This window comes from Streptomyces rishiriensis, from assembly GCF_030815485.1.
Classification (GTDB): domain Bacteria; phylum Actinomycetota; class Actinomycetes; order Streptomycetales; family Streptomycetaceae; genus Streptomyces; species Streptomyces rishiriensis_A.
Map to the genome: position 1 here is coordinate 3,336,066 of NZ_JAUSWV010000002.1, position 18,494 is coordinate 3,354,559.

An 18,494-nucleotide genomic window follows, 5' to 3' on the forward strand; every position below is an offset into this window, starting at 1 on the left:
CCACACGCACCGCAGTAGCCCTGGCACAGCGGCACAGCGGCACGGCGGTAGCGCGGGTACGGGTCAGCCGGCGACGAAGGTGTGGGCCGCCTTGTCGTGCCAGCACTGCCGCCACGGCTTGTCGAACAGGCCCCAGACGACGCCCACCACACCGACGACCAGCAGACCCGGCACGCTGTAGACGAGCCAGCGGCGCAGGGCCGCCCCGAAGGACGGCGGCTCGCCGCCCTCGATGTCGCGCACCTCGAGACCGAACAGTTTCTTGCCCAGCGTGCGGCCCCACTTCGCGGTCGGCACGGCCTCGTACACGATCCCGAACACCAGCAGCACGGCGAGGACGATCCCGAGGTAGACCGACGTCGTGCCGTCCAGCAGCCAGACGGTGACGGTCTCCCCGGTGAGCTTGGCCGCGTCGACCTTCGCGGTCACGTGGTCGAGGGCCTTCGCTCCCAGCGGCACGGCGGCGGCGGAGGTGACGGCGGCGACCACGAGCGTGTCCACGAGCCGGGCGGCCAGCCGCTTGCCGAGGCCCGCGGGACGGGCCGAGGCAGCCCGTCGGGCGGCCGCCTGGAAGATGTCGTCGACCGGCGGCTTCCAGGGCGCGACGGGTCCGTCCTCGGCTCCCGCGAGCCGGTGCACCTGCTGCGCCCACGAGGGCTGCCCGCCACCGGGCCCCGCGGCCATCGGGACGGCGGCCTGCGCGGCGGCCTGCGGGGGCTGGGGCTGAGGGCCGCCGCTCTGCTGGGGCACGCCGGGCACGGCACCCGGCTGCGGGCCGGAGAAGGGGGCGGACCCGGGCGCGGGAGCCTGGGCGGCACCGGGCCGAGCAGCGCCGGCCTGTCCGGCCGGGAACCCGGCGGCACCCTGTGGGGCGGGGGCCGACGCAGCGGCGGGGGCCGGTGCGGGGGCGGCAACGGGGGCCGGTGCAGGCGCGGGGGCCGGAACAGGCGCGGGGGCCGGGGCCGGTGCGGCAGCGGCCATGTGGGCCGGGCCCTGCGGGGCCGGGACGCCCGGGGTCTGAGCCGCCGCACGCTCGGCGGCCGCCTTGCCGGCCCCGAAGCCGGGCTTGGCGGGGGCGGTGCCGCCGTCGGCGGGCGCCCCGGCCTGACCCTGAGCGCCGAAGGCGGCGGAAGCGGGGCCGCCGGATCCGGATGGGCCGGGGGCCTGCGTGGGGCCGGGTCCCTGGGCGGCGGCGGGGAACGCGGCGGCGTTGCCCGCCGGTCGGGCGCCGGACGCGCCGTCCTGGTGCTCCGTGCGCGGAGCGGGCGCACGGAAGGTGACCGTGCCCTCGTCGGGGACGGGCCCCGGGGCGCGGGAGGCCCCGGGCGCGGGGGCGGCACCACCACCCGCCGTCGGCCGGCGGAAGACGAACGTGCCCCCGGAGACCACGTCCCCGGCGCCGGCGCCGTCCTCCGGTTCCGCGGGCGGGATCGTGGACGTGCCGTCCGTGCTCGTGGAACGGCCCTCGGGCTGCGCCGGGGCGGGCGAGGGCACCCTGGGGTCGGCGCCCTGCGGGGCGCCCCAGGAGACCCGGCGGTCCTGGTCGCCGCCGAAGCCGGACTGGTGGGCGCGGTCGGCGCCCCACGCGGAGGCGGGCTCGGGACGGCCGCCGTACGGCTCCGCCGGTGCCGGGTCCTCGTCGAAGAAGTGCGGGCCGGTCTCCTCCACGGAGGCCGGGGGCGAGCCGGGCGGCGGCGTGAGCGGTCGGCCGTCGGAGGGCGCCGGCCGGCTGGTGCCCGGTACCCAGGAGGCACCGTTCCAGTACCGGACGTATCCAGGGATGGACGGGTCCGGGTAGTACCCCTCGCGGGGCCTGTCGTCGCCGGGTGCCGGGGTTGGGGCGCTCATGTCCGTCGTCCCGTATCTGCTCGGGGGTGGGTTGGGGGGCTCCACATCTATCAGACCGACGCAAGCCCCACTGCCAGTCCTGTCGGACCCGCCCCTTTCCGGGCAACCCCGTGCAGGCTCTTCACACGTTCGGAACCACCCGGCGGAGCCCGGGTCACGGACGCTCCGAAAAAAGTTCTCCGAAGCCGCGTAATGGTTCCGGGCCGAGCCGCTCTCCACTCGTACGGGCCCACCGCGGGTCCGCGCGAGGTCCGTCTCGAGAGGAGAACCGACATGCATCACACCGTGGTGGAACGCGAACTGGAGCTCAAGCTGATCCTGTCGCCGGAGCGCAGCATCCCGGTCCCGGCCCGGCTGCGTTACCGCAGCGACGACCCGTTCGCCGTCCATGTCGCCTTCCACGTCAACTCCGAGCACCCGGTCGACTGGACGTTCGCCCGTGAGCTGCTCGTGGAGGGCGTGTTCCGGCCGTGCGGGCACGGGGACGTGCGGGTGTGGCCGACGAAGGTGGAAGGGCGCGGCGTCGTGCTGATGGCGCTGAGCTCGCCCGACGGGGACGCGCTGCTCGAGGCGCCCGCGGCCCAGGTGTCGGCCTGGCTGGAGCGGACCCTGCGGGTGGTGCCCCCGGGGACGGAGGCCGATCAGCTCGGTATCGACGACGGTCTGGCCGAGTTGCTCGCCCCGACGCCCGCGGACGACCTGTGGCTGTGCGACCCGTGGCCGTCGGACGAGTCCGCGGACGGGGAGTGAGGCGCCGCTCCGGGGTCCGGCCATGGCCCCGGCGGCGGCGTTGTCGTCGTCAGAACAGTTTGCCGGGGTTGAGGATGCCCAGCGGGTCGAAGGCCGCCTTGACCGCCCGCTGCATCTCCACGCCCACGGGGCCGATCTCGCGCGCCAGCCACTCCTTCTTCAGCACGCCCACGCCGTGCTCGCCGGTGATGGTGCCGCCGAGTTCCAGGCCGAGGCCCATGATCTCGTCGAAGGAGTCGCGGGCGCGCCGGCACTCGTCGGGGTCCGCCGCGTCGAAGCAGACCGTGGGGTGGGTGTTGCCGTCGCCCGCGTGGGCGACGACCCCGATGGTCAGCCGGTGCTTCTCCGCGATGCGCTCGACGCCCTCGATCATCTCGCCGAGCCTGGACCGGGGCACGCACACGTCGTCGATCATCGTCGTGCCCTTGACGGCCTCCAGCGCGACGAGCGACGACCGCCGCGCCTGCAGCAGGAGTTCGGACTCGGCGAAGTCGTCGGCGGCGACCACCTGGGTGGCGCCGGCCGCCTCGCACAGCGCGCCGACGGAGGCGAGGTCGGCGGCCGGGTCGGCGGTGTCGAAGGCGGCCAGCAGCAGCGCCTCGGTGGTCTCCGGGAGGCCCATGCGGGTCAGGTCGTTGACGGCCCTGACCGTCGTACGGTCCATGAGTTCGAGGAGGGACGGGACGTGTCCGCCGGCCATGATCCGGCACACCGCGTCGCAGGCGGCGGCCCCGGACGCGAACTCGGCCGCCAGCACCTGCTGCCGCGGCGGCTGCGGCCGGAGGGCGAGGACCGCCCGGACGACGATGCCCAGCGAGCCCTCGGAGCCCACGAACAGCCGGGTGAGGTCGTACCCGGCGACGCCCTTCGCCGTGCGGCGGCCGGTGGTCATCAGGCGGCCGTCGGCGAGCACCACGTCCAGGCCGAGGACGTACTCGGCCGTCACCCCGTACTTCACGCAGCACAGTCCGCCCGAGGCGGTGCCGATGTTGCCGCCGATCGTGCACGTCTCCCAGCTGGAGGGGTCGGGCGGGTAGTGGAGCCCGTGTTCGTTCACCGCGCGGGAGAGCGCCGCGTTGACGACACCCGGTTCGACGACGGCGATCCGGTCGACCGGGTTGATCTCGATGATCCGGTCCATCTTCGTCAGCGAGAGGACGACGCAGCCCTCGGAGGCGTTGGCGCCCCCGGACAGCCCGGTGCGGGCGCCCTGCGGGACGACCGGGACCCGCAGTGCGGTCGCCGTGCGCATGACGTGCTGGACCTCTTCGACGGTGCGCGGCAGCACCACGGCGGCGGGGGTGCCGGCCGGGCAGAAACTGGCCATGTCGTTGGCGTAGGAGCCCGTGATGTCCGGGTCGGTGAGGACGGCCTCGGCGGGCAGGCCGGCGAGCAGACGGTCGACGAGGTGACGGCTCATGATCACAGGTTCGCACCCGGGGCCATCGGTGTGAACCCGTCCGCCCGACCCTTCGGCTGACGTCGTACGGTCGTCGTACTGACGCACAGTGAGCGCCATGGAGAACGCAGAGCGCGCCGCCGAAGAGCGCACCGCCACCGAAGAGGCCGCCGCGGGCGACGCGGCTCCCGCGGCCACCGGCAGGGATTCCCGGCGGCGCCGACGGCTGCTCGTCGGGGTCCTCGCGGGGTGTCTCGCGCTGGGCGGCGGGGTGCTGCTGTGCCTGCCCGACGGGGAGCCGGCGGTGCGGCGGGGGCCCGGACCGGCGCCGGGAGCGCAGGCCGGCACGGCGGTCCGTGCGGGGGTGCCGGCCGCGCTGTCGGATCTGGCGGTGCTGATCGACGAGCGGGAGAGCCGGGTGCGGGCGCATCCACGGGACGCGCGGTCCTGGGCGGTGCTCGGCACGGCCTACGTCGAGCAGGGCCGGCGCACCGCCGACGCCGCCGCGCTGTATCCGAAGGCCGAGCGGGCGTTGCGGACCTCGCTGAAGGTGCGTCCGAAAGCCAACGCCGAGGCTCTGGACGGTCTGGCCGCGCTGGCGAACGCGCGCCGTGACTTCCGGGCGGCCCGGTCCTTCGGCGAGGCCGCGCGCAAGCTGGCGCCGAAGCGCTGGACGACGTATCCGCAGCTCATCGACGCGTACACCGGGCTCGGCGACTACAAGAAGGCCCGCAAGGCCCTGGACTCGCTGACGGCGCTGCACTCCGGCCCGGCCGTGCGGGCCCGGGCGGCCGGCGTCTTCTGGGACCTGGGCCGGCGCGAGGACGCACAGGCCGCGCTGGCCGACGCGGCGGCCGGCGCCTCCTCCCCCGCCGAGCAGGCGGCCTGGCTGGAGCGGGCGGGGCAGCTGGCCTGGGAGCGCGGTGAGCGGGCGGACGCCCTGCGGCACTTCCAGGAGGCGGTCAGGATCGATCCCGACCAGCGGGCCGCGCAGGCCGGGCAGGGGCGGGCGCTGGCGGCTCTGGGGCGGACCTCGGAGGCGTTGAACGCGTACCAGGTGGCGCTCGCCAAGCAGCCGTCGCCCGGTTACGCGCTGGAGCTGGGCGAGCTGTACGAGTCGCTGGGGCTCACGCAGGCGGCGCGCGTCCAGTACGACCTGCTGCGGGCCCGGGTCCGGCAGGACGCGGCGGGCGGGGTGGACGGCGCGCTGGTGCTCGGCCGCTTCGAGGCGGACCACGGGGACCCGGCCTCGGCGGTACGGCGGCTGCGGGCCGAGTGGCGGCAGCAGCCGGGGATCGCGGTCGCGGACGCGCTGGGCTGGGCGCTGCACCGGGCCGGGGACGACAAGGAGGCGCTGCGGTTCGCCCTGATCGCCACCGACCGGGTGCACGGTGGCGCCGTGCACAGCGCGCCGTACATGTACCACCTGGGCATGATCGAGCGGGCGCTGGAGAGGGAGGGCCCGGCCCGGCGTCACCTCCGGGAGGCCCTGCAGATCAACCCGTACTTCTCGCCGCTGCTGGGCCCGGTGGCCCGGGCGGCGGTGGCCCGGCTGGGCGGCGAACCGGCCCCGGCCGAGCTGCCCGAGTAGGGGTCACGCCGCCGCCCGCCCGATCACCGCATCGGGTCCGGCCGGCGTGCCTACAGGTTGCCGCGCTTCTCCTGCTCGCGCTCGATCGCCTCGAACAGGGCCTTGAAGTTGCCCTTGCCGAAGCCCATCGAGCCGTGCCGCTCGATGATCTCGAAGAACACGGTCGGCTTGTCCTGGACCGGCTTGGTGAAGATCTGGAGCAGATAGCCGTCCTCGTCGCGGTCGGCGAGGATCTTCAGCTCGCGCAGGGTCTCGACGGGGACGCGGGTGTCGCCGACCCACTCGCCGAGGGTGTCGTAGTAGGAGTCGGGGGTGTCGAGGAACCGGACCCCGGCCGCCCGCATCGTCCGTACCGTCTGCACGATGTCGTTGGTGTTGAGCGCGATGTGCTGGACGCCGGCGCCGCCGTAGAACTCCAGGTACTCGTCGATCTGGGACTTCTTCTTGGCGATGGCGGGCTCGTTGATCGGGAACTTGACCTTGAGCGTGCCGTCCGCGACGACCTTCGACATCAGGGCGCTGTACTCGGTGGCGATGTCGTCGCCCACGAACTCCTTCATGTTCGTGAAGCCCATGACCTGGTTGTAGAAGCCGACCCATTCGTTCATCCGGCCGAGTTCGACGTTGCCGACGCAGTGGTCGATCGCCTGGAAGGTGCGGTGGGCGGGCGGCTCGACGATCGGCTCGGCGACGGCGAAGCCGGGGAGGTAGGGGCCGTCGTAGCCGGAACGGTCGACGAGGGTGTGGCGGGTCTCGCCGTAGGTGGCGATCGCGGCGAGGACGACGGTGCCGTGCTCGTCCTTCAGCTCGTACGGCTCGGCGACCGAGCGGGCGCCGTGTTCGATCGCGTAGGCGTACGCGGCCCGCGCGTCGGGGACCTCGATGGCGAGGTCGACGACGCCGTCGCCGTGCTCGGCCACATGCCGCTCGAGGAAGTGGCCCCAGGTGGTGGCGGCCTTGATGACGGAGGTCAGGACGAACCGGGCCGAGCCGTTGGTGAGCACGTACGAGGCGGTCTCGCGGCTGCCCGTCTCCGGTCCGGAGTAGGCGACCAGCTTCATGCCGAAGGCGGTGGAGTAGTAGTGCGCCGCCTGCTTGGCGTTGCCCACGGCGAAGACGACCGCGTCCATTCCCTTGACCGGGAAGGGGTCGGCCTGCCGGGCGGTGTCGGGAGTGTGGTGTGTGGTCTGCGTCATAGCCGAAGCCTCGCGCCGGGCAGCAAGGTGCGCAATAGTTTGCTCCATCGCTGGGCAATGTGTTCAGCGGTACGGCGGTATCGACCGGCTTTCTGTACAGGGTGACCATCGCGGAGGCGGACGGGTATGGCGATCGACCGACTGGACGGCCGGATCATCGTGCTGCTGGCCCGGGAACCGCGTCTGGGGGTACTGGAGATGTCCCGGCGGCTGGGGGTGGCCCGGGGGACGGTGCAGGCGCGGCTCGACCGGCTTCAGTCGAATGGAGTCATCCGGGGATTCGGGCCCGAGGTCGATCCGGCGGCGCTCGGTTACCCGGTCACGGCGTTCGCCACGCTCCAGATCCGGCAGGGGCAAGGGGCCGACGTGCGGGCGCACTTGGGGTCCGTGCCGGAGGTGCTGGAGCTGCACACCACCACCGGCGGCGGGGACATGCTGTGCCGGCTGGTGGCCCGTTCCAACGCCGACCTCCAGCGGGTGATCGACCTGGTCGTCGGTTTTGATGGCATCGTCCGGGCCTCCACCGCGATCGTGATGGAGAACCCCGTTCCGCTGCGGATCATCCCGCTGGTGGAGCAGGCGGCCGAGGACGACCGGGCAAGGCCCTGACCCAGCGGGCCCGACCCGGAGCTGGTCGGGATCCGGTCGACGGGGCGGTGAGGGCGTGTGAACTTCTGGGAGTACGTGCAGAGCCGTCACCAGCAGCTGCTCACCGACGCCTACCAGCACGCCAGCGTCGTCTTCCAGTGCATGGTCGCGGCGACCCTGCTGGGCGTCGTGATCGGGGTCGTCACCTACCGCAGCGGCTGGGCGGGCAACCTCGCCACCCTCGGCACCTCCGCGGTCCTCACCGTCCCGTCGCTGGCGATGATCGGTCTGCTGATCCCGCTCGTGGGGCTCGGCGTACCGCCGACGGTGGTCGCGCTGACCCTGTACGGACTGCTGCCGGTGGTGCGCAACGCCATCGTGGGGCTGCGCGGCGTCGATCCCACGCTCGTGGACGCGGCCCGGGGCATCGGGATGTCCGCGACGATGCGGCTGGTGCGGGTCGAGCTCCCGCTGGCCTGGCCGCCGATCCTGACCGGGATCCGGGTCTCGACCCAGATGCTGATGGGCATCGCCGCCATCGCCGCGTACGCCTCCGGGCCCGGCCTGGGCAACGAGATCTTCCGGGGCATCGCCTCGCTCGGCAGCAGGAACGCGCTCAACCAGGTCCTGGCGGGCACGCTCGGGATCATCGTCCTGGCCCTGCTGTTCGACGCCGCGTACGTCCTCATCGGACGGCTGACGATTCCCAGGGGGATCCGTGTCTGAGACCGAGTCGGGGGATGCCGCCCACGGGGCGACGATCGAGCTGGTGAACCTCACCAAACGCTATCCGGGCAACCCCCACCCCGCCGTCGACAACGTCACCATGGAGATCAAGGCGGGCGAGACCGTCGTCTTCGTCGGCCCGTCCGGCTGCGGGAAGTCGACCACGCTGAAGATGATCAACCGGCTGATCGAGCCGAGCGGCGGCCGGATCCGGATCGACGGCGAGGACGTCACCGACATCGACCCGGTGAAGCTGCGCCGCAAGGTCGGGTACGCGATCCAGTCGTCCGGTCTCTTCCCGCACATGACGGTCGCGCAGAACATCGCTCTCGTGCCGAGGATGATCGGCTGGACGAAGGGGCGGATCCGGGACCGGGTGGAGGAGATGCTCGACCTGGTCGGGCTGGACCCCGGCGAGTTCCACGGCCGTTATCCGCGCCAGCTGTCCGGCGGGCAGCAGCAACGGGTGGGCGTGGCGCGGGCGTTGGCGGCGGATCCGCCCGTTCTGCTGATGGACGAGCCGTTCGGCGCGGTCGACCCGATCACCCGCGACCACCTCCAGGACGAGCTGATCCGGCTCCAGCACGAGCTGCACAAGACGATCGTGTTCGTCACCCACGACTTCGACGAGGCGATCAAGCTGGGCGACCGGATCGCGGTGCTGCGCGAACGCTCGCACATCGCCCAGTTCGACACCCCGGAGGCCATCCTCACCAACCCGGCGGACGATTTCGTGTCCGGGTTCGTGGGGGCGGGGGCGGCGCTGAAGCGGCTCAACCTGAGCCGGGTGCGGGACGTGGAGATCACCGACTACCCGACGGTGACCGTCGACGACCCGCTCCAGACCATCTTCAACAAGCTCCGCTCCAGCGGTACCAACGAGATCCTGCTGCTCGACCAGCGCAGACGGCCCTACAAGTGGCTGCGCCGCGGCGACCTGATGCGGGCCAGGGGCTCGCTGGCGCGGGCCGGAACCCTGGTCAGCGACACGGTGACCCGGGACGCCACCCTGCGCGACGCGCTGGAGGCGGTGCTCACGGACAACACCGGGCGGGTCGCGGTCACCGGACGGCGGGGCGAGTACACCGGGGTCGTCGACATGGAGACGCTGCTGAACTCCGTGCACGAGCTGCTGGAGGCCGACCGGCTGGAGGCGCTGGAGGCGCAGCACGAACTGGAGGAGGCCCGCGCCGCGCAGACGCACGCGGAACAGGAGGGCCCGGCCGGGGAGGTGAAGGCGTGAGCGCTCTCCGCCTGGACGAGAGCCGCGGCCCGGACGGGACCCGCGGGCCGCACGACGAGGCCGATGACGAGCGGCAGGAGACCCGGACCCCGACCCCGGCGCCGCCCCGCCGCCGGCTCACCTGGCAGAAGCTGACCTTCCTGCCCGCCTTCCTCGTCGCCCTGCTGCTCGCGACCTGGCTGTGGTTCCAGCAGGCGGACCTGGACCCGATCTCCGAGAACGCGCTGTCGAACGGGCAGGTGTCGAAGGCGCTGTGGCAGCAGGTGAAGCTCACGGTGATCTCCACCTTCTTCGTGCTGATCATCGCCATCCCGCTCGGCGTCCTGCTGACCCGGGGTTCGCTGCGCAGAGCCACGCCGTTCGCGATGGCCGTCGCCAACATGGGTCAGGCGACACCCGCGATCGGTCTGCTCGCCCTGCTGGTGATCTGGCTGGGCACGGGCACGAGAGCCGCCCTGATCGGCATCATCGCCTACGCGATCCTGCCGGTCCTCGCCAACACCGTCGCGGGCCTGAAGTCGAACGACCCGACGCTGCTGGAGGCGGCACGCGGCATCGGAATGTCCGCACTGGGCGTGCTGCGCAAGGTCGAGCTGCCGCTGGCCGTCCCGCTGATCCTGGCCGGCGTGCGGACGGCCCTCGTCCTCAACGTCGGCACGGCGACCCTGGCGACCTTCGGCGGGGGCGGCGGCCTGGGCGTGCTGATCACCACCGGCATCACCAACCAGCGCATGCCGGTGCTGGTGCTGGGATCGGTCCTCACCGTCTCGCTCGCACTGCTCGTGGACTGGCTGGCCTCGCTGGCGGAAGTGCTGCTGCGGCCGCGAGGGTTGGAGGTGGACTCGTGAAGCGCTTGCGCCAGGTGACCGCCGGCGTCCTGGCCGCGCTGACCGGCTGCGCGCTGGCCGGGTGCGGACTCACCAGCGGCTCCCCCATGGTCGACGACGTCTCGCCCGGCTCGATCGGACAGGGTGAGCCGCTCAAGGGCGCGGACCTCACGGTGACGTCGAAGTCGTTCACCGAGAACCTCATCCTCGGCGCGATGATGGGCATCGCCTTCCAGGCGGCCGGCGCGGACGTCCTGGACCGCACCGGAATCCAGGGCTCCATCGGCTCGCGCGAGGCGGTCAGGAACGGCGACGCCGACGCCATGTACGAGTACACGGGCACCGCCTGGATCACCTACCAGGGCAACAGCGAGCCGATCACCGACCCGCGGCGGCAGTGGCAGGCCGTGCACGACGCCGACCTGAGGAACGGCGTGACCTGGCTGCCTCCTTCGCGGCTGAACAACACCTACGCGCTGGCCATGAACCAGGCCAACTTCAAGAAGTACGGCACCAGGACGCTGTCACAGGTGGCCGCGCTGTCCACGTCCGACCCGCAGGCCGTGACGCTCTGCGTGGAGAGCGAGTTCGCCAACCGGGCCGACGGACTGCCGGGCATGGAGAAGGCGTACGGGATGTCCGTGCAGGCGTCGCGGATCACCCAGATGGACACCGGGATCATCTACACCCAGATCCAGAAGGGGGCCTGCGCCTACGGGGAGGTGTTCACCACCGACGGGCGCGTCAAGTCCATGAACCTGGTGGTGATGGCCGACGACAAGAAGTTCTTCCCCAACTACAACGCGGCCCCCGTGATCAATTCCAGGACGCTGAAGAAGTGGCCGGCCATCGCGAAGGTCATCGACCCGGTCACGAAGAAGCTGGACAACACGGTGGCCCAGGACCTGAACGCCAAGGTGGACGTCGACGGGGAGGATCCCCACCAGGTGGCGCTGGACTGGATGAAGGCGGAGGGGTTCGTGAAGTAGGCGATCCGCCCGCAGGACGTGCGAACCGGGCCCGTCCCGTCCGGTAACCGTGCAGCGCCCGTCCCGTCCGGGCGCCGTGCAGCGCCCCCGCGCCCTCATGGGAGTCGGTCCGCGGCTCGGCGCCCACACCCGGGCCGGCGCCCGCGGTCGCGGTCGCGGTCGCCTAGCAGCTCGGGACCGAGCCCTTTCCCTTCGCCAGGGCGGTCAGCGCGTTCACGGTGCCCTTCAGGGTGGTGACCGGGATCAGCCGGAGTCCCTTCGGCAGCTCGGCCTCGGCGTCGGCGCACTCGGCCTTGGGCACCAGGAACACGGTCGCCCCGTCCCGCCGGGCGGCCTGCGTCTTCAGTGCCACGCCGCCGACCGCGCCGACCGTGCCGTCGGCCTCGATGGTCCCGGTACCGGCGATCGTGCGCCCGCCGGTGAGGTCGCCGCCGCTGCCGTCGCCGTCGAGCTTGTCGACGATGCCGAGCGAGAACAGCAGCCCGGCGCTGGGGCCCCCCACGTCGGACAGCCTCAGCGTGACCTCGATGCCGTCGTCGCCGCGGTCGAGGTACCTCAGCGCGGCCTCGGTCGCGGCGTCCTGGGACTGCTCCATCTGCTCGGTGTTGTGCCGCTCGATCTCCTTGGTGCTCTCCCCGCTGGGGTAGACGGAGTCGCGCGGCATGATCGCCTGGTCGGCGCGGAACCAGCCGTCGATCAGGTCGGAGAGCCTGATGTCCGTATCGGGGTTGGTCGCCTCGATCGTCGTCATCCGCAGCTGCCCGCTCGTGCTCCGGGTGGGCGCGCCGGTGATCGTGATGACCGGGGTGCCCTTGTTCTCGCCGAGGACGTTCGCCGTCATGCCCGGCTGCGCCACCGAGAACGGCAGCGGCGCGAACGCGGCCGTCGCGAGCAGCGCCACGAGCGGCAGAGCGCAGACGGTGAGGGCCTTGGGGCGTGAGAGGCGTGAGAGCACGAGGTCAATCTAACGTGACGACGAGTTCCCGCTCGCGGCTGGATGCGGCGGGATGTCCTCCGGTCGAGCGCGGGGCCCCGGCTCGTCCCCTCACCGTCCGCACCTCGTCCGCACCTCGCCGCTCCGGGGCCCTGGCGGTGTCAGCGCAGGGCCTCCGCCACCTCCCGCGCCGCGTCCACGACCCGGGGCCCCACCCGCTCCGGCACCGCGTCGGCCAGCATCACCACGCCCACGCTGCCTTCGACGCCGGTCACGCCCAGCAGCGGGGCCGCGGCACCGCTCGCGCCGGCCTCCAGCTCGCCGTGCGTCAGCGTGTAGCCGGGTTCGTCCGCCGGACGCGTCGACTTCTGCCGGGCGAAGAGGATGGCCCGGCCGGCGGCTCCCCGGTCCAGCGGATGCCGGAATCCGGCCCGGTAGGCCACGTGGTAGTCCGTCCAGGTCGGCTCGACGACGGCGACGGCGAGCGCCTCCGTCCCGTCCACCAGGGTCAGATGCGCGGTCGCCCCTATGTCCTCGGCCAGCGACCGCAGCGCGGGCAACGCGGCCTCCCGCACCAGCGGATGCACCTGGCGGCCGAGCCGCAGCACCCCGAGGCCGACCCTGGCTCGCCCGCCCAGGTCACGCCGTACGAGTGCGTGCTGCTCCAGTGTGGCGAGCAACCGGTACACAACGGTCCGGTTGACGCCCAGCTTGTTGGAAAGTTCGGTGACGGTCAGCCCGTGGTCGGTATCGGCCAGCAACTTGAGGACCTTCAGTCCTCGATCGAGCGTCTGGGAGGTCTCCGCGGTCACGACGCCCACTCCTTAAGTGGTGAGGCCGGCAACCTCCGTCGCGGCGGATGCGTCACCGAGTCCCGTCAGTGACGCGCGTCAGAGGCCGCCGATCGACAGATGGGCCCGGCGTGTCCGGGCCCAGTCGCTTCACGGCTGCGCTCCGCGGCGGCGCTGCCACGGGGCGTGTGCGTAGCGGGACAGTAGCGAAGCAGGTTCGCTGAGCGGAAGGCTCCGTCCAGAATCCGGTCAGTGGCCGGTATGGACTACTTGCATTTATCCCGATACGTACGGAGCGTGACATCGTGGCTCGCGCCCCCGCCGGGCACGGCGGGGGCGACCGGGCGCCGTCACTTCATCCGGGTCGCCCACTCCTGCACCTTGGCGATGCGCTGCCGCAGCTGCCCCGCCGTGGCCTCCGCGCTCGGCGGACCGCCGCACACCCGTCGCAGCTCGGTGTGGATCACCCCGTGCGGCTTGCCGCTCTGGTGGACGTACGCCCCGACCATCGTGTTGAGCTGCTTGCGCAGCTCCATCAGCTCCTTGTGCGAGACGACCGGCCGCCGCTCGGCCGGCAGCTCCAGCAGGTCGGCCTCGGTGTCCGGCTTCTTGCGGCTGTGCGCGATCTGCTTGGCCTGCCGCTTCTGGAGCAGCATCTGCACCTGGTCGGGCTCCAGCAGGCCCGGAATGCCCAGGTAGTCCTGCTCCTCCTCGCTGCCCGGGTGGGCCTGCATGCCGAACTCGGCGCCGTTGTACATCACCCGGTCGAAGACGGCCTCGGACTCCAGCGCCTCGAAGGCGAACTGCTCCTGCTCGCCGGTGTCCTCGTCCTGCTCCTTGTTCGCCTCGTCCATCTCCTGCTCGGACTCGGCGTACGGATCCTCCTCGCCCTCCTTCTTGGGCTTGTCGAGGGCGTGGTCGCGCTCGACCTCCATCTCGTTGGCGAAGGTGAGCAGATCGGGCACGGTCGGGAGGAAGACGGAGGCGGTCTCGCCGCGCCGCCGGGACCGCACGAAGCGCCCGACGGCCTGCGCGAAGAAGAGGGGTGTGGAGATGGTCGTCGCGTAGACCCCGACGGCGAGCCGCGGCACGTCGACGCCTTCCGACACCATGCGCACCGCGACCATCCAGCGGTCGTTGCCGCCGCTGAAGTCGTCGATACGGCTGGACGCGCCGGTGTCGTCGGACAGGACGAGCGTCGCCTTGGTCCCGGTGATCTCGCGGATCAGCTTGGCGTAGGCGCGGGCCGACTCCTGGTCGGAGGCGATGACGAGCGCGCCGGCGTCCGGGATCGCCTTCCTGACCTCGGTGAGCCGCTGGTCGGCGGCGCGCAGCACGCTCGGCATCCACTCACCGCGCGGGTCCAGCGCCGTACGCCAGGCCTGACTGATCGCGTCCTTGGTCATCGGCTCGCCGAGCCGCGCCGCGATCTCGTCGCCCGCCTTGGTCCGCCAGCGCATGTTGCCGCTGTAGGAGAGGAAGATGACGGGCCGGACGACCTGGTCGGCGAGCGCGGACCCGTACCCGTAGGTGTAGTCGGCGGCCGACCGCCGGATCCCGTCGTTGCCCTCCTCGTACGTCACGAAGGGAATGGGGTTGGTGTCGGAGCGGAACGGCGTACCGGTGAGCGCGAGGCGACGGGTCGCGGGTTCGAAGGCCTCCAGACAGGCCTCGCCCCAGGACTTGGAGTCACCGGCGTGGTGGATCTCGTCGAGGATGACGAGGGTCTTGCGCTGTTCGCTGCGGTTGCGGTGCAGCATCGGGCGGACGCCGACACCCGCGTACGTCACGGCGACGCCGTGGTAGTCCTTGCTGAGCGGGCCCGCGCTGTACTCGGGGTCCAGCCGGATCCCTATCCGCGCGGCCGCCTCCGCCCACTGCTTCTTCAGGTGCTCGGTCGGCGCGACCACGGTCACCTGCTGCACGACATGGTGGTGCAGCAGCCAGGAGGCGAGCGTCAGCGCGAAGGTCGTCTTGCCGGCGCCGGGTGTGGCGACGGCGAGGAAATCGCGCGGCTGCTCCTGGAGGTACTTCTCCATCGCCCCCTGCTGCCAGGCCCGCAGCTTGCTCGCGGTGCCCCAGGGGGCTCGGCCCGGGAAGGCCGGTGACAGATGGTGGGAGTGGGAGGTGGAGGAAGCGGCGGTGGTAGTCACGGTCTCCGGGTTCGGGGCTCTCGGCTGCGTACGACAACCGGGCCACCCTACCGGCGGCCCGACGCCGTCAACGAGCGAACCAGGCCGGGTCGTGTGCGGGTGGGACTCAGGTCACAGCGGACGGGCGGCGCCGGTCCGGCGCGCGAAGCGCGGCAACCGGGCCGCGATACCGGGCACGCCGAGGGCGCCCTGACACCCGTCCGCCACGAACCGCTCGGCCGGTCCGGTCCGGTCCGGCCGTGCCATGCCGGTACGGGCCGGTACCGCACGGTGTCATCGCGATTCCGCCCGCAGCCGCGTCGTCACCCAGGCACCGAACAGCGCGACGGCCGCCATCGGCAGGAAGACGGCGGCGAAGGCGGCCGGGTGGGAACCGGCGGACGTCCCGGCCGTCGACCCGGCTGTCGTCGCGTGCGCCACACTGCCGCCGCCGAGCGCCGCGAAGGCGGCACCGCCCGCGGCCAGCAGCAGCACGTTGGACAGTCCGTCCGAGATCTGGAGGGCGGCGGAGTTGGCCCCGGCCTCCTCGGGCGCGGACAGCTTCAGGAGCAGCACGCTCGAGGCGGCGATCACCAGCCCCATCCCGAGACACCCGAAGCCCCAGGCGACGGCCACGGTCCAGACGGGCACGGAAGGGACCAGGACCGTGGGCGCGGTGGCGATGGCGGCGGCCGTCAGCACCATCCCGAGCGTCATCAGCCGCTCCCGGTACGGCTCCGCCCACGGCCGTGACTGCACCCACGACCCCAGCGCCCAGGTCGCCCCGCCGGCCGCCAGCGAGAACCCGGCAAGGGTCGGACTCAGCCCCCGCTCCGTCACCAGCATCAGCGGCACGAAGGACTCGGCGGCGATGAAGGACCCCGCGGCCACCCCGCGCAGCAGCACCACGGACGGCAGCCCGCGGGCCGCCCGCCACGTGCCGCGCGGCAACAGCCCGAGCACGGCGGGCACGAGCAGCGCGACGCCCGCCGCGCCGGGCACGAGGGAGACCGGCCGCAGATCCTGGGCGGCGTACTGGAGCAGTCCGGCGCCCAGTGAGATGCCGAGGGCGAGCCGGATCCGCCGCCGGTCGAAGGCGCCCCCGGTCATGCCCTCCACGGGCCCGCCCGCCCGGCGCCGTATCCGGGGCAGCGCCAGCGCGAGCGGAAGCACCACGAGGGCGGGTATCCCGAGGAAGACCCACCGCCAGCCCAGCCGCTCGGTCACCGCACCGGCGGCCAGCGGCCCGACCACGGACGGTACGACCCAGCAGGCGGCGAACGCGGCCATGATCGCGGGCCGCAACCGCTCCGGATAGGCCCGCCCGACGACGACGTACAGGGCGACGATCACCAGCCCCCCGCCGAGCCCCTGCACGGCCCGGCCGAGGATGAACACCCACATGCTCCCGGCGCTGCCCGAGAGCAGCAGCCCGGCGGCGAAGGCCGCGATGCCGCCGCCCAGCGCCCCGAGCGGCCCGCGCCGGTCCGACCACTGCCCGGCGAACACCATCCCGAACAGGCTGGTGGTGAAGTACCCGGAGAACGCGAACGCGTACAACGCCACCCCGTCGAGCTCCCGCGCCGCCACCGGCATCGCGGTCCCCACGGCGGTCGCCTCGAAGGCGATGAGCAGCACCACGGAGACGATCCCGATGGTGAGGGCGCGGTAGGAACGCCCCAGGACGGTCTCGCCGGCCTCGTCGGCCTCGCCGGTCCCGCCGTCGCGCTCCAGGGCGGCGGAGGAGGAGGACAGGACTTCGTCGGCGACACCGGTGTCGCGGGGTTCGAGGGCAGCCATGGTCGCCAGGGTAAGGTCCACAACCGACATTGGCCCCTGTCGGAAGACGGGTCAGTGCCCGGGACGATGGTCCTACGACCACCGGCCCGCACCCCCGTTTCATGAACGGCGTGTGGCAGTCCCGTTGCAGCCCCCGCGCCCCCCTTGAGTCCCTTCCCACCCGCCCCGTACGGTCGACCCACCGAGTTCGGACGGGGCGAGAACCCCGCACCCGACCCGGCCGTGTGCCCGAGTGGTTTAGGGACTCGCCTGCAAAGCGAGTTACGTGGGTTCGATTCCCGCCACGGCCTCAAGTGCCTGACCAGACGAAGTTAAAGGGCGGTCCCCTCCAAGGGGTGCCGCCCTTTCGTCGTCCGTCTCAGTTCTCGTCTCAGTTCCGCCCTCCGATAGCTCAAGGCCGAACTGCCCAGTTCGGGGTCCGCGACCGAGGCCGATCCCAGTTCCGCAGCCACGCCGAAAGATCCTTGCTGGCGTCCCCAGATGACTGCGCGATGGAGCGTATGAGCACCCCAGATGGCCTCACTCGCAACAGTTCCCGGCACACTTGCGCGACTTGAGCCATAAGAGATGGAACCTTGAACGATAACTACCGAGATGACACGGCTCGACGCGTCGCATACCATGGAATTGCATAAATAGCCAAGCTGAGCCGCATCTTTGATCTAAGACCTGGCCCAGCCTCTCTAAAAGAGGCCAGATCATGAGAATCAAGCAGTTCTTCGGATTGATTTTCGGTCTAGTGATGGCAGCGTCTCTGATACTGCTCATCCCATCCACTACGGCCGCAGCGTCCCCAACGGCGTCCGTACCAACGGTTTCAGCGAAGGCCCCGTGCCCGAGTCCCGCGAAGGATCCCGTTGGGGCCATCCTCTGCACTGCACACAATGAGGGAAAAACGCTGACGAGGCACTACTGTGACGTCGCGTTCTCATGGAACGCCACACTGCACACAATCTGCTACCGACTCGTTGGCTGACTACGTTGCCAACGGGCTTCAGCAGCTAGGCCTTTACGAATCTCGGGCGGCCTGCTGGTTACAGCGCCACCCGAGACGGGCTCGGAACTAGGCCACAGTTGGCCAGCCAGCGCTTACCGGCTGACACCTGCTCCTCCACCCGCGCTTTGCGGTGGACGCAGTAGATCAATGAGTTGTTCTGAACGGAACGAGAGGGCGGCACTCCTTCGGGGGTGCCGCCCTTCTGTTCGTCAGCCCGCGGAGCAGAGGCCGCCGTCCGGGCAGAACATCACCCAGGTGAAGTTGTAGCCGGTCCGGATGGTGACGGGGTTCGGCGTGGGGCCGTCGTTGAGGTAGGAACCCGAGTCCGGTGTGGCCGTGAAGGTCACCCTCGTTCCGATCTCGAAGCTCGCGGTGCAGTTGCCGGTCGGGTACGGCTGCGGTTCCGGGTCGGCCGCGTACGGATCCCAGGCCGTCTGGTGGCAGTTGATCCCGGCGGGCGTGCTGGTGATGGTGCCGCCGCCCCAGCCGTCGCTGACCCATGCGGACAGTTGGGCGGTGGACTGGGCCTGAACCGGTGCGACGGAGGCGATCGCGGCGGCCGTGGCGAGTGCGGTGACGATTCCCGTCGCGCGCCAGGCGCCCTTTCTGTTCTTCCTCATGGAAGGCTCCTCGGATCGAACCATGCCGACCCCCTACGACCAGCCTATTCGCCACCTCGACAG

Annotated in this window: 16 protein-coding genes and 1 tRNA gene; 8 read left to right on the forward strand and 9 right to left on the reverse strand. The window is 71.8% G+C overall.

Going from position 1 to position 18,494, the window contains the following annotated elements:
- Positions 1-63: 63 nt before the first annotated feature.
- Positions 64-1,848 (reverse strand): RDD family protein, encoded by a 1,785-nt coding sequence (locus QF030_RS17350; protein WP_307163588.1) that lies wholly within the window; start codon positions 1,846-1,848, stop codon positions 64-66.
- 273 nt (positions 1,849-2,121) lie between these two features.
- Here QF030_RS17350 and QF030_RS17355 point away from each other — a divergent pair, with 273 nt between their 5' ends.
- Positions 2,122-2,598: an SsgA family sporulation/cell division regulator gene (locus QF030_RS17355; RefSeq protein WP_307163589.1), complete on the forward strand. Its 477-nt coding sequence runs from the start codon at positions 2,122-2,124 to the stop codon at positions 2,596-2,598.
- 49 nt (positions 2,599-2,647) lie between these two features.
- Here the strand turns inward: QF030_RS17355 and QF030_RS17360 are convergent, their stop codons facing one another.
- Positions 2,648-4,018: an FAD-binding oxidoreductase gene (locus QF030_RS17360; protein WP_307163590.1), complete on the reverse strand. Its 1,371-nt coding sequence runs from the start codon at positions 4,016-4,018 to the stop codon at positions 2,648-2,650.
- 97 nt (positions 4,019-4,115) lie between these two features.
- Here QF030_RS17360 and QF030_RS17365 point away from each other — a divergent pair, with 97 nt between their 5' ends.
- On the forward strand, positions 4,116-5,588 hold the full coding sequence (locus QF030_RS17365) for a tetratricopeptide repeat protein (protein ID WP_307163591.1): 1,473 nt from the start codon (positions 4,116-4,118) through the stop codon (positions 5,586-5,588).
- A 50-nt stretch (positions 5,589-5,638) separates the two neighbouring features.
- On the opposite strand, the gene hppD is transcribed toward QF030_RS17365, so the two are convergent.
- Entirely contained in the window at positions 5,639-6,784 is a 1,146-nt protein-coding gene (hppD, locus tag QF030_RS17370) for a 4-hydroxyphenylpyruvate dioxygenase (RefSeq protein ID WP_307163592.1), read from the reverse strand.
- 126 nt (positions 6,785-6,910) lie between these two features.
- Between hppD and QF030_RS17375 the strand changes: the two genes are divergently transcribed.
- The 5 genes from QF030_RS17375 to QF030_RS17395 are packed head-to-tail and all read left to right on the forward strand — an operon-like array spanning position 6,911 to position 11,157.
- Positions 6,911-7,393, forward strand: coding sequence for an Lrp/AsnC family transcriptional regulator (locus QF030_RS17375; RefSeq protein ID WP_307163593.1), 483 nt, complete (start codon positions 6,911-6,913; stop codon positions 7,391-7,393).
- A 57-nt stretch (positions 7,394-7,450) separates the two neighbouring features.
- Positions 7,451-8,098 (forward strand): ABC transporter permease, encoded by a 648-nt coding sequence (locus QF030_RS17380; protein ID WP_307163594.1) that lies wholly within the window; start codon positions 7,451-7,453, stop codon positions 8,096-8,098.
- On the forward strand, positions 8,091-9,341 hold the full coding sequence (locus QF030_RS17385; protein WP_307163595.1) for a betaine/proline/choline family ABC transporter ATP-binding protein: 1,251 nt from the start codon (positions 8,091-8,093) through the stop codon (positions 9,339-9,341). Before QF030_RS17380 ends, QF030_RS17385 begins: the two co-directional genes overlap by 8 nt.
- The gene (locus QF030_RS17390; RefSeq protein ID WP_307163596.1) at positions 9,338-10,189 is read left to right on the forward strand and encodes an ABC transporter permease; all 852 of its coding nucleotides are present in this window, start codon (positions 9,338-9,340) and stop codon (positions 10,187-10,189) included. The genes QF030_RS17385 and QF030_RS17390 overlap by 4 nt, the downstream gene beginning before the upstream one ends.
- The gene (locus QF030_RS17395) at positions 10,186-11,157 is read left to right on the forward strand and encodes a glycine betaine ABC transporter substrate-binding protein (protein WP_307163597.1); all 972 of its coding nucleotides are present in this window, start codon (positions 10,186-10,188) and stop codon (positions 11,155-11,157) included. Before QF030_RS17390 ends, QF030_RS17395 begins: the two co-directional genes overlap by 4 nt.
- Positions 11,158-11,320: 163 nt before the next feature.
- Here the strand turns inward: QF030_RS17395 and QF030_RS17400 are convergent, their stop codons facing one another.
- The 5 genes from QF030_RS17400 to QF030_RS17420 form a co-directional block, all read right to left on the reverse strand.
- Complete coding sequence (locus tag QF030_RS17400) at positions 11,321-12,112, reverse strand: YlbL family protein (protein WP_307163598.1); 792 nt, start codon at positions 12,110-12,112, stop codon at positions 11,321-11,323.
- A gap of 140 nt (positions 12,113-12,252) precedes the next feature.
- A complete protein-coding gene (locus QF030_RS17405; protein WP_307163599.1) occupies positions 12,253-12,903 on the reverse strand; it encodes an IclR family transcriptional regulator in 651 nt (216 codons plus the stop codon).
- Positions 12,904-13,232: 329 nt separating this feature from the next.
- Positions 13,233-15,035: a DEAD/DEAH box helicase gene (locus tag QF030_RS17410; protein ID WP_307163600.1), complete on the reverse strand. Its 1,803-nt coding sequence runs from the start codon at positions 15,033-15,035 to the stop codon at positions 13,233-13,235.
- A 111-nt stretch (positions 15,036-15,146) separates the two neighbouring features.
- Positions 15,147-15,281 (reverse strand): hypothetical protein, encoded by a 135-nt coding sequence (locus tag QF030_RS17415; RefSeq protein ID WP_307163601.1) that lies wholly within the window; start codon positions 15,279-15,281, stop codon positions 15,147-15,149.
- 27 nt (positions 15,282-15,308) lie between these two features.
- Positions 15,309-16,814, reverse strand: coding sequence for an MFS transporter (locus tag QF030_RS17420; protein ID WP_307163602.1), 1,506 nt, complete (start codon positions 16,812-16,814; stop codon positions 15,309-15,311).
- 218 nt (positions 16,815-17,032) lie between these two features.
- Here QF030_RS17420 and QF030_RS17425 point away from each other — a divergent pair.
- Positions 17,033-17,104, forward strand: a tRNA-Cys gene (locus QF030_RS17425).
- A 916-nt stretch (positions 17,105-18,020) separates the two neighbouring features.
- On the opposite strand, the gene QF030_RS17430 is transcribed toward QF030_RS17425, so the two are convergent.
- Positions 18,021-18,431 (reverse strand): hypothetical protein, encoded by a 411-nt coding sequence (locus QF030_RS17430; RefSeq protein ID WP_307163603.1) that lies wholly within the window; start codon positions 18,429-18,431, stop codon positions 18,021-18,023.
- Positions 18,432-18,494: the final 63 nt, after the last annotated feature.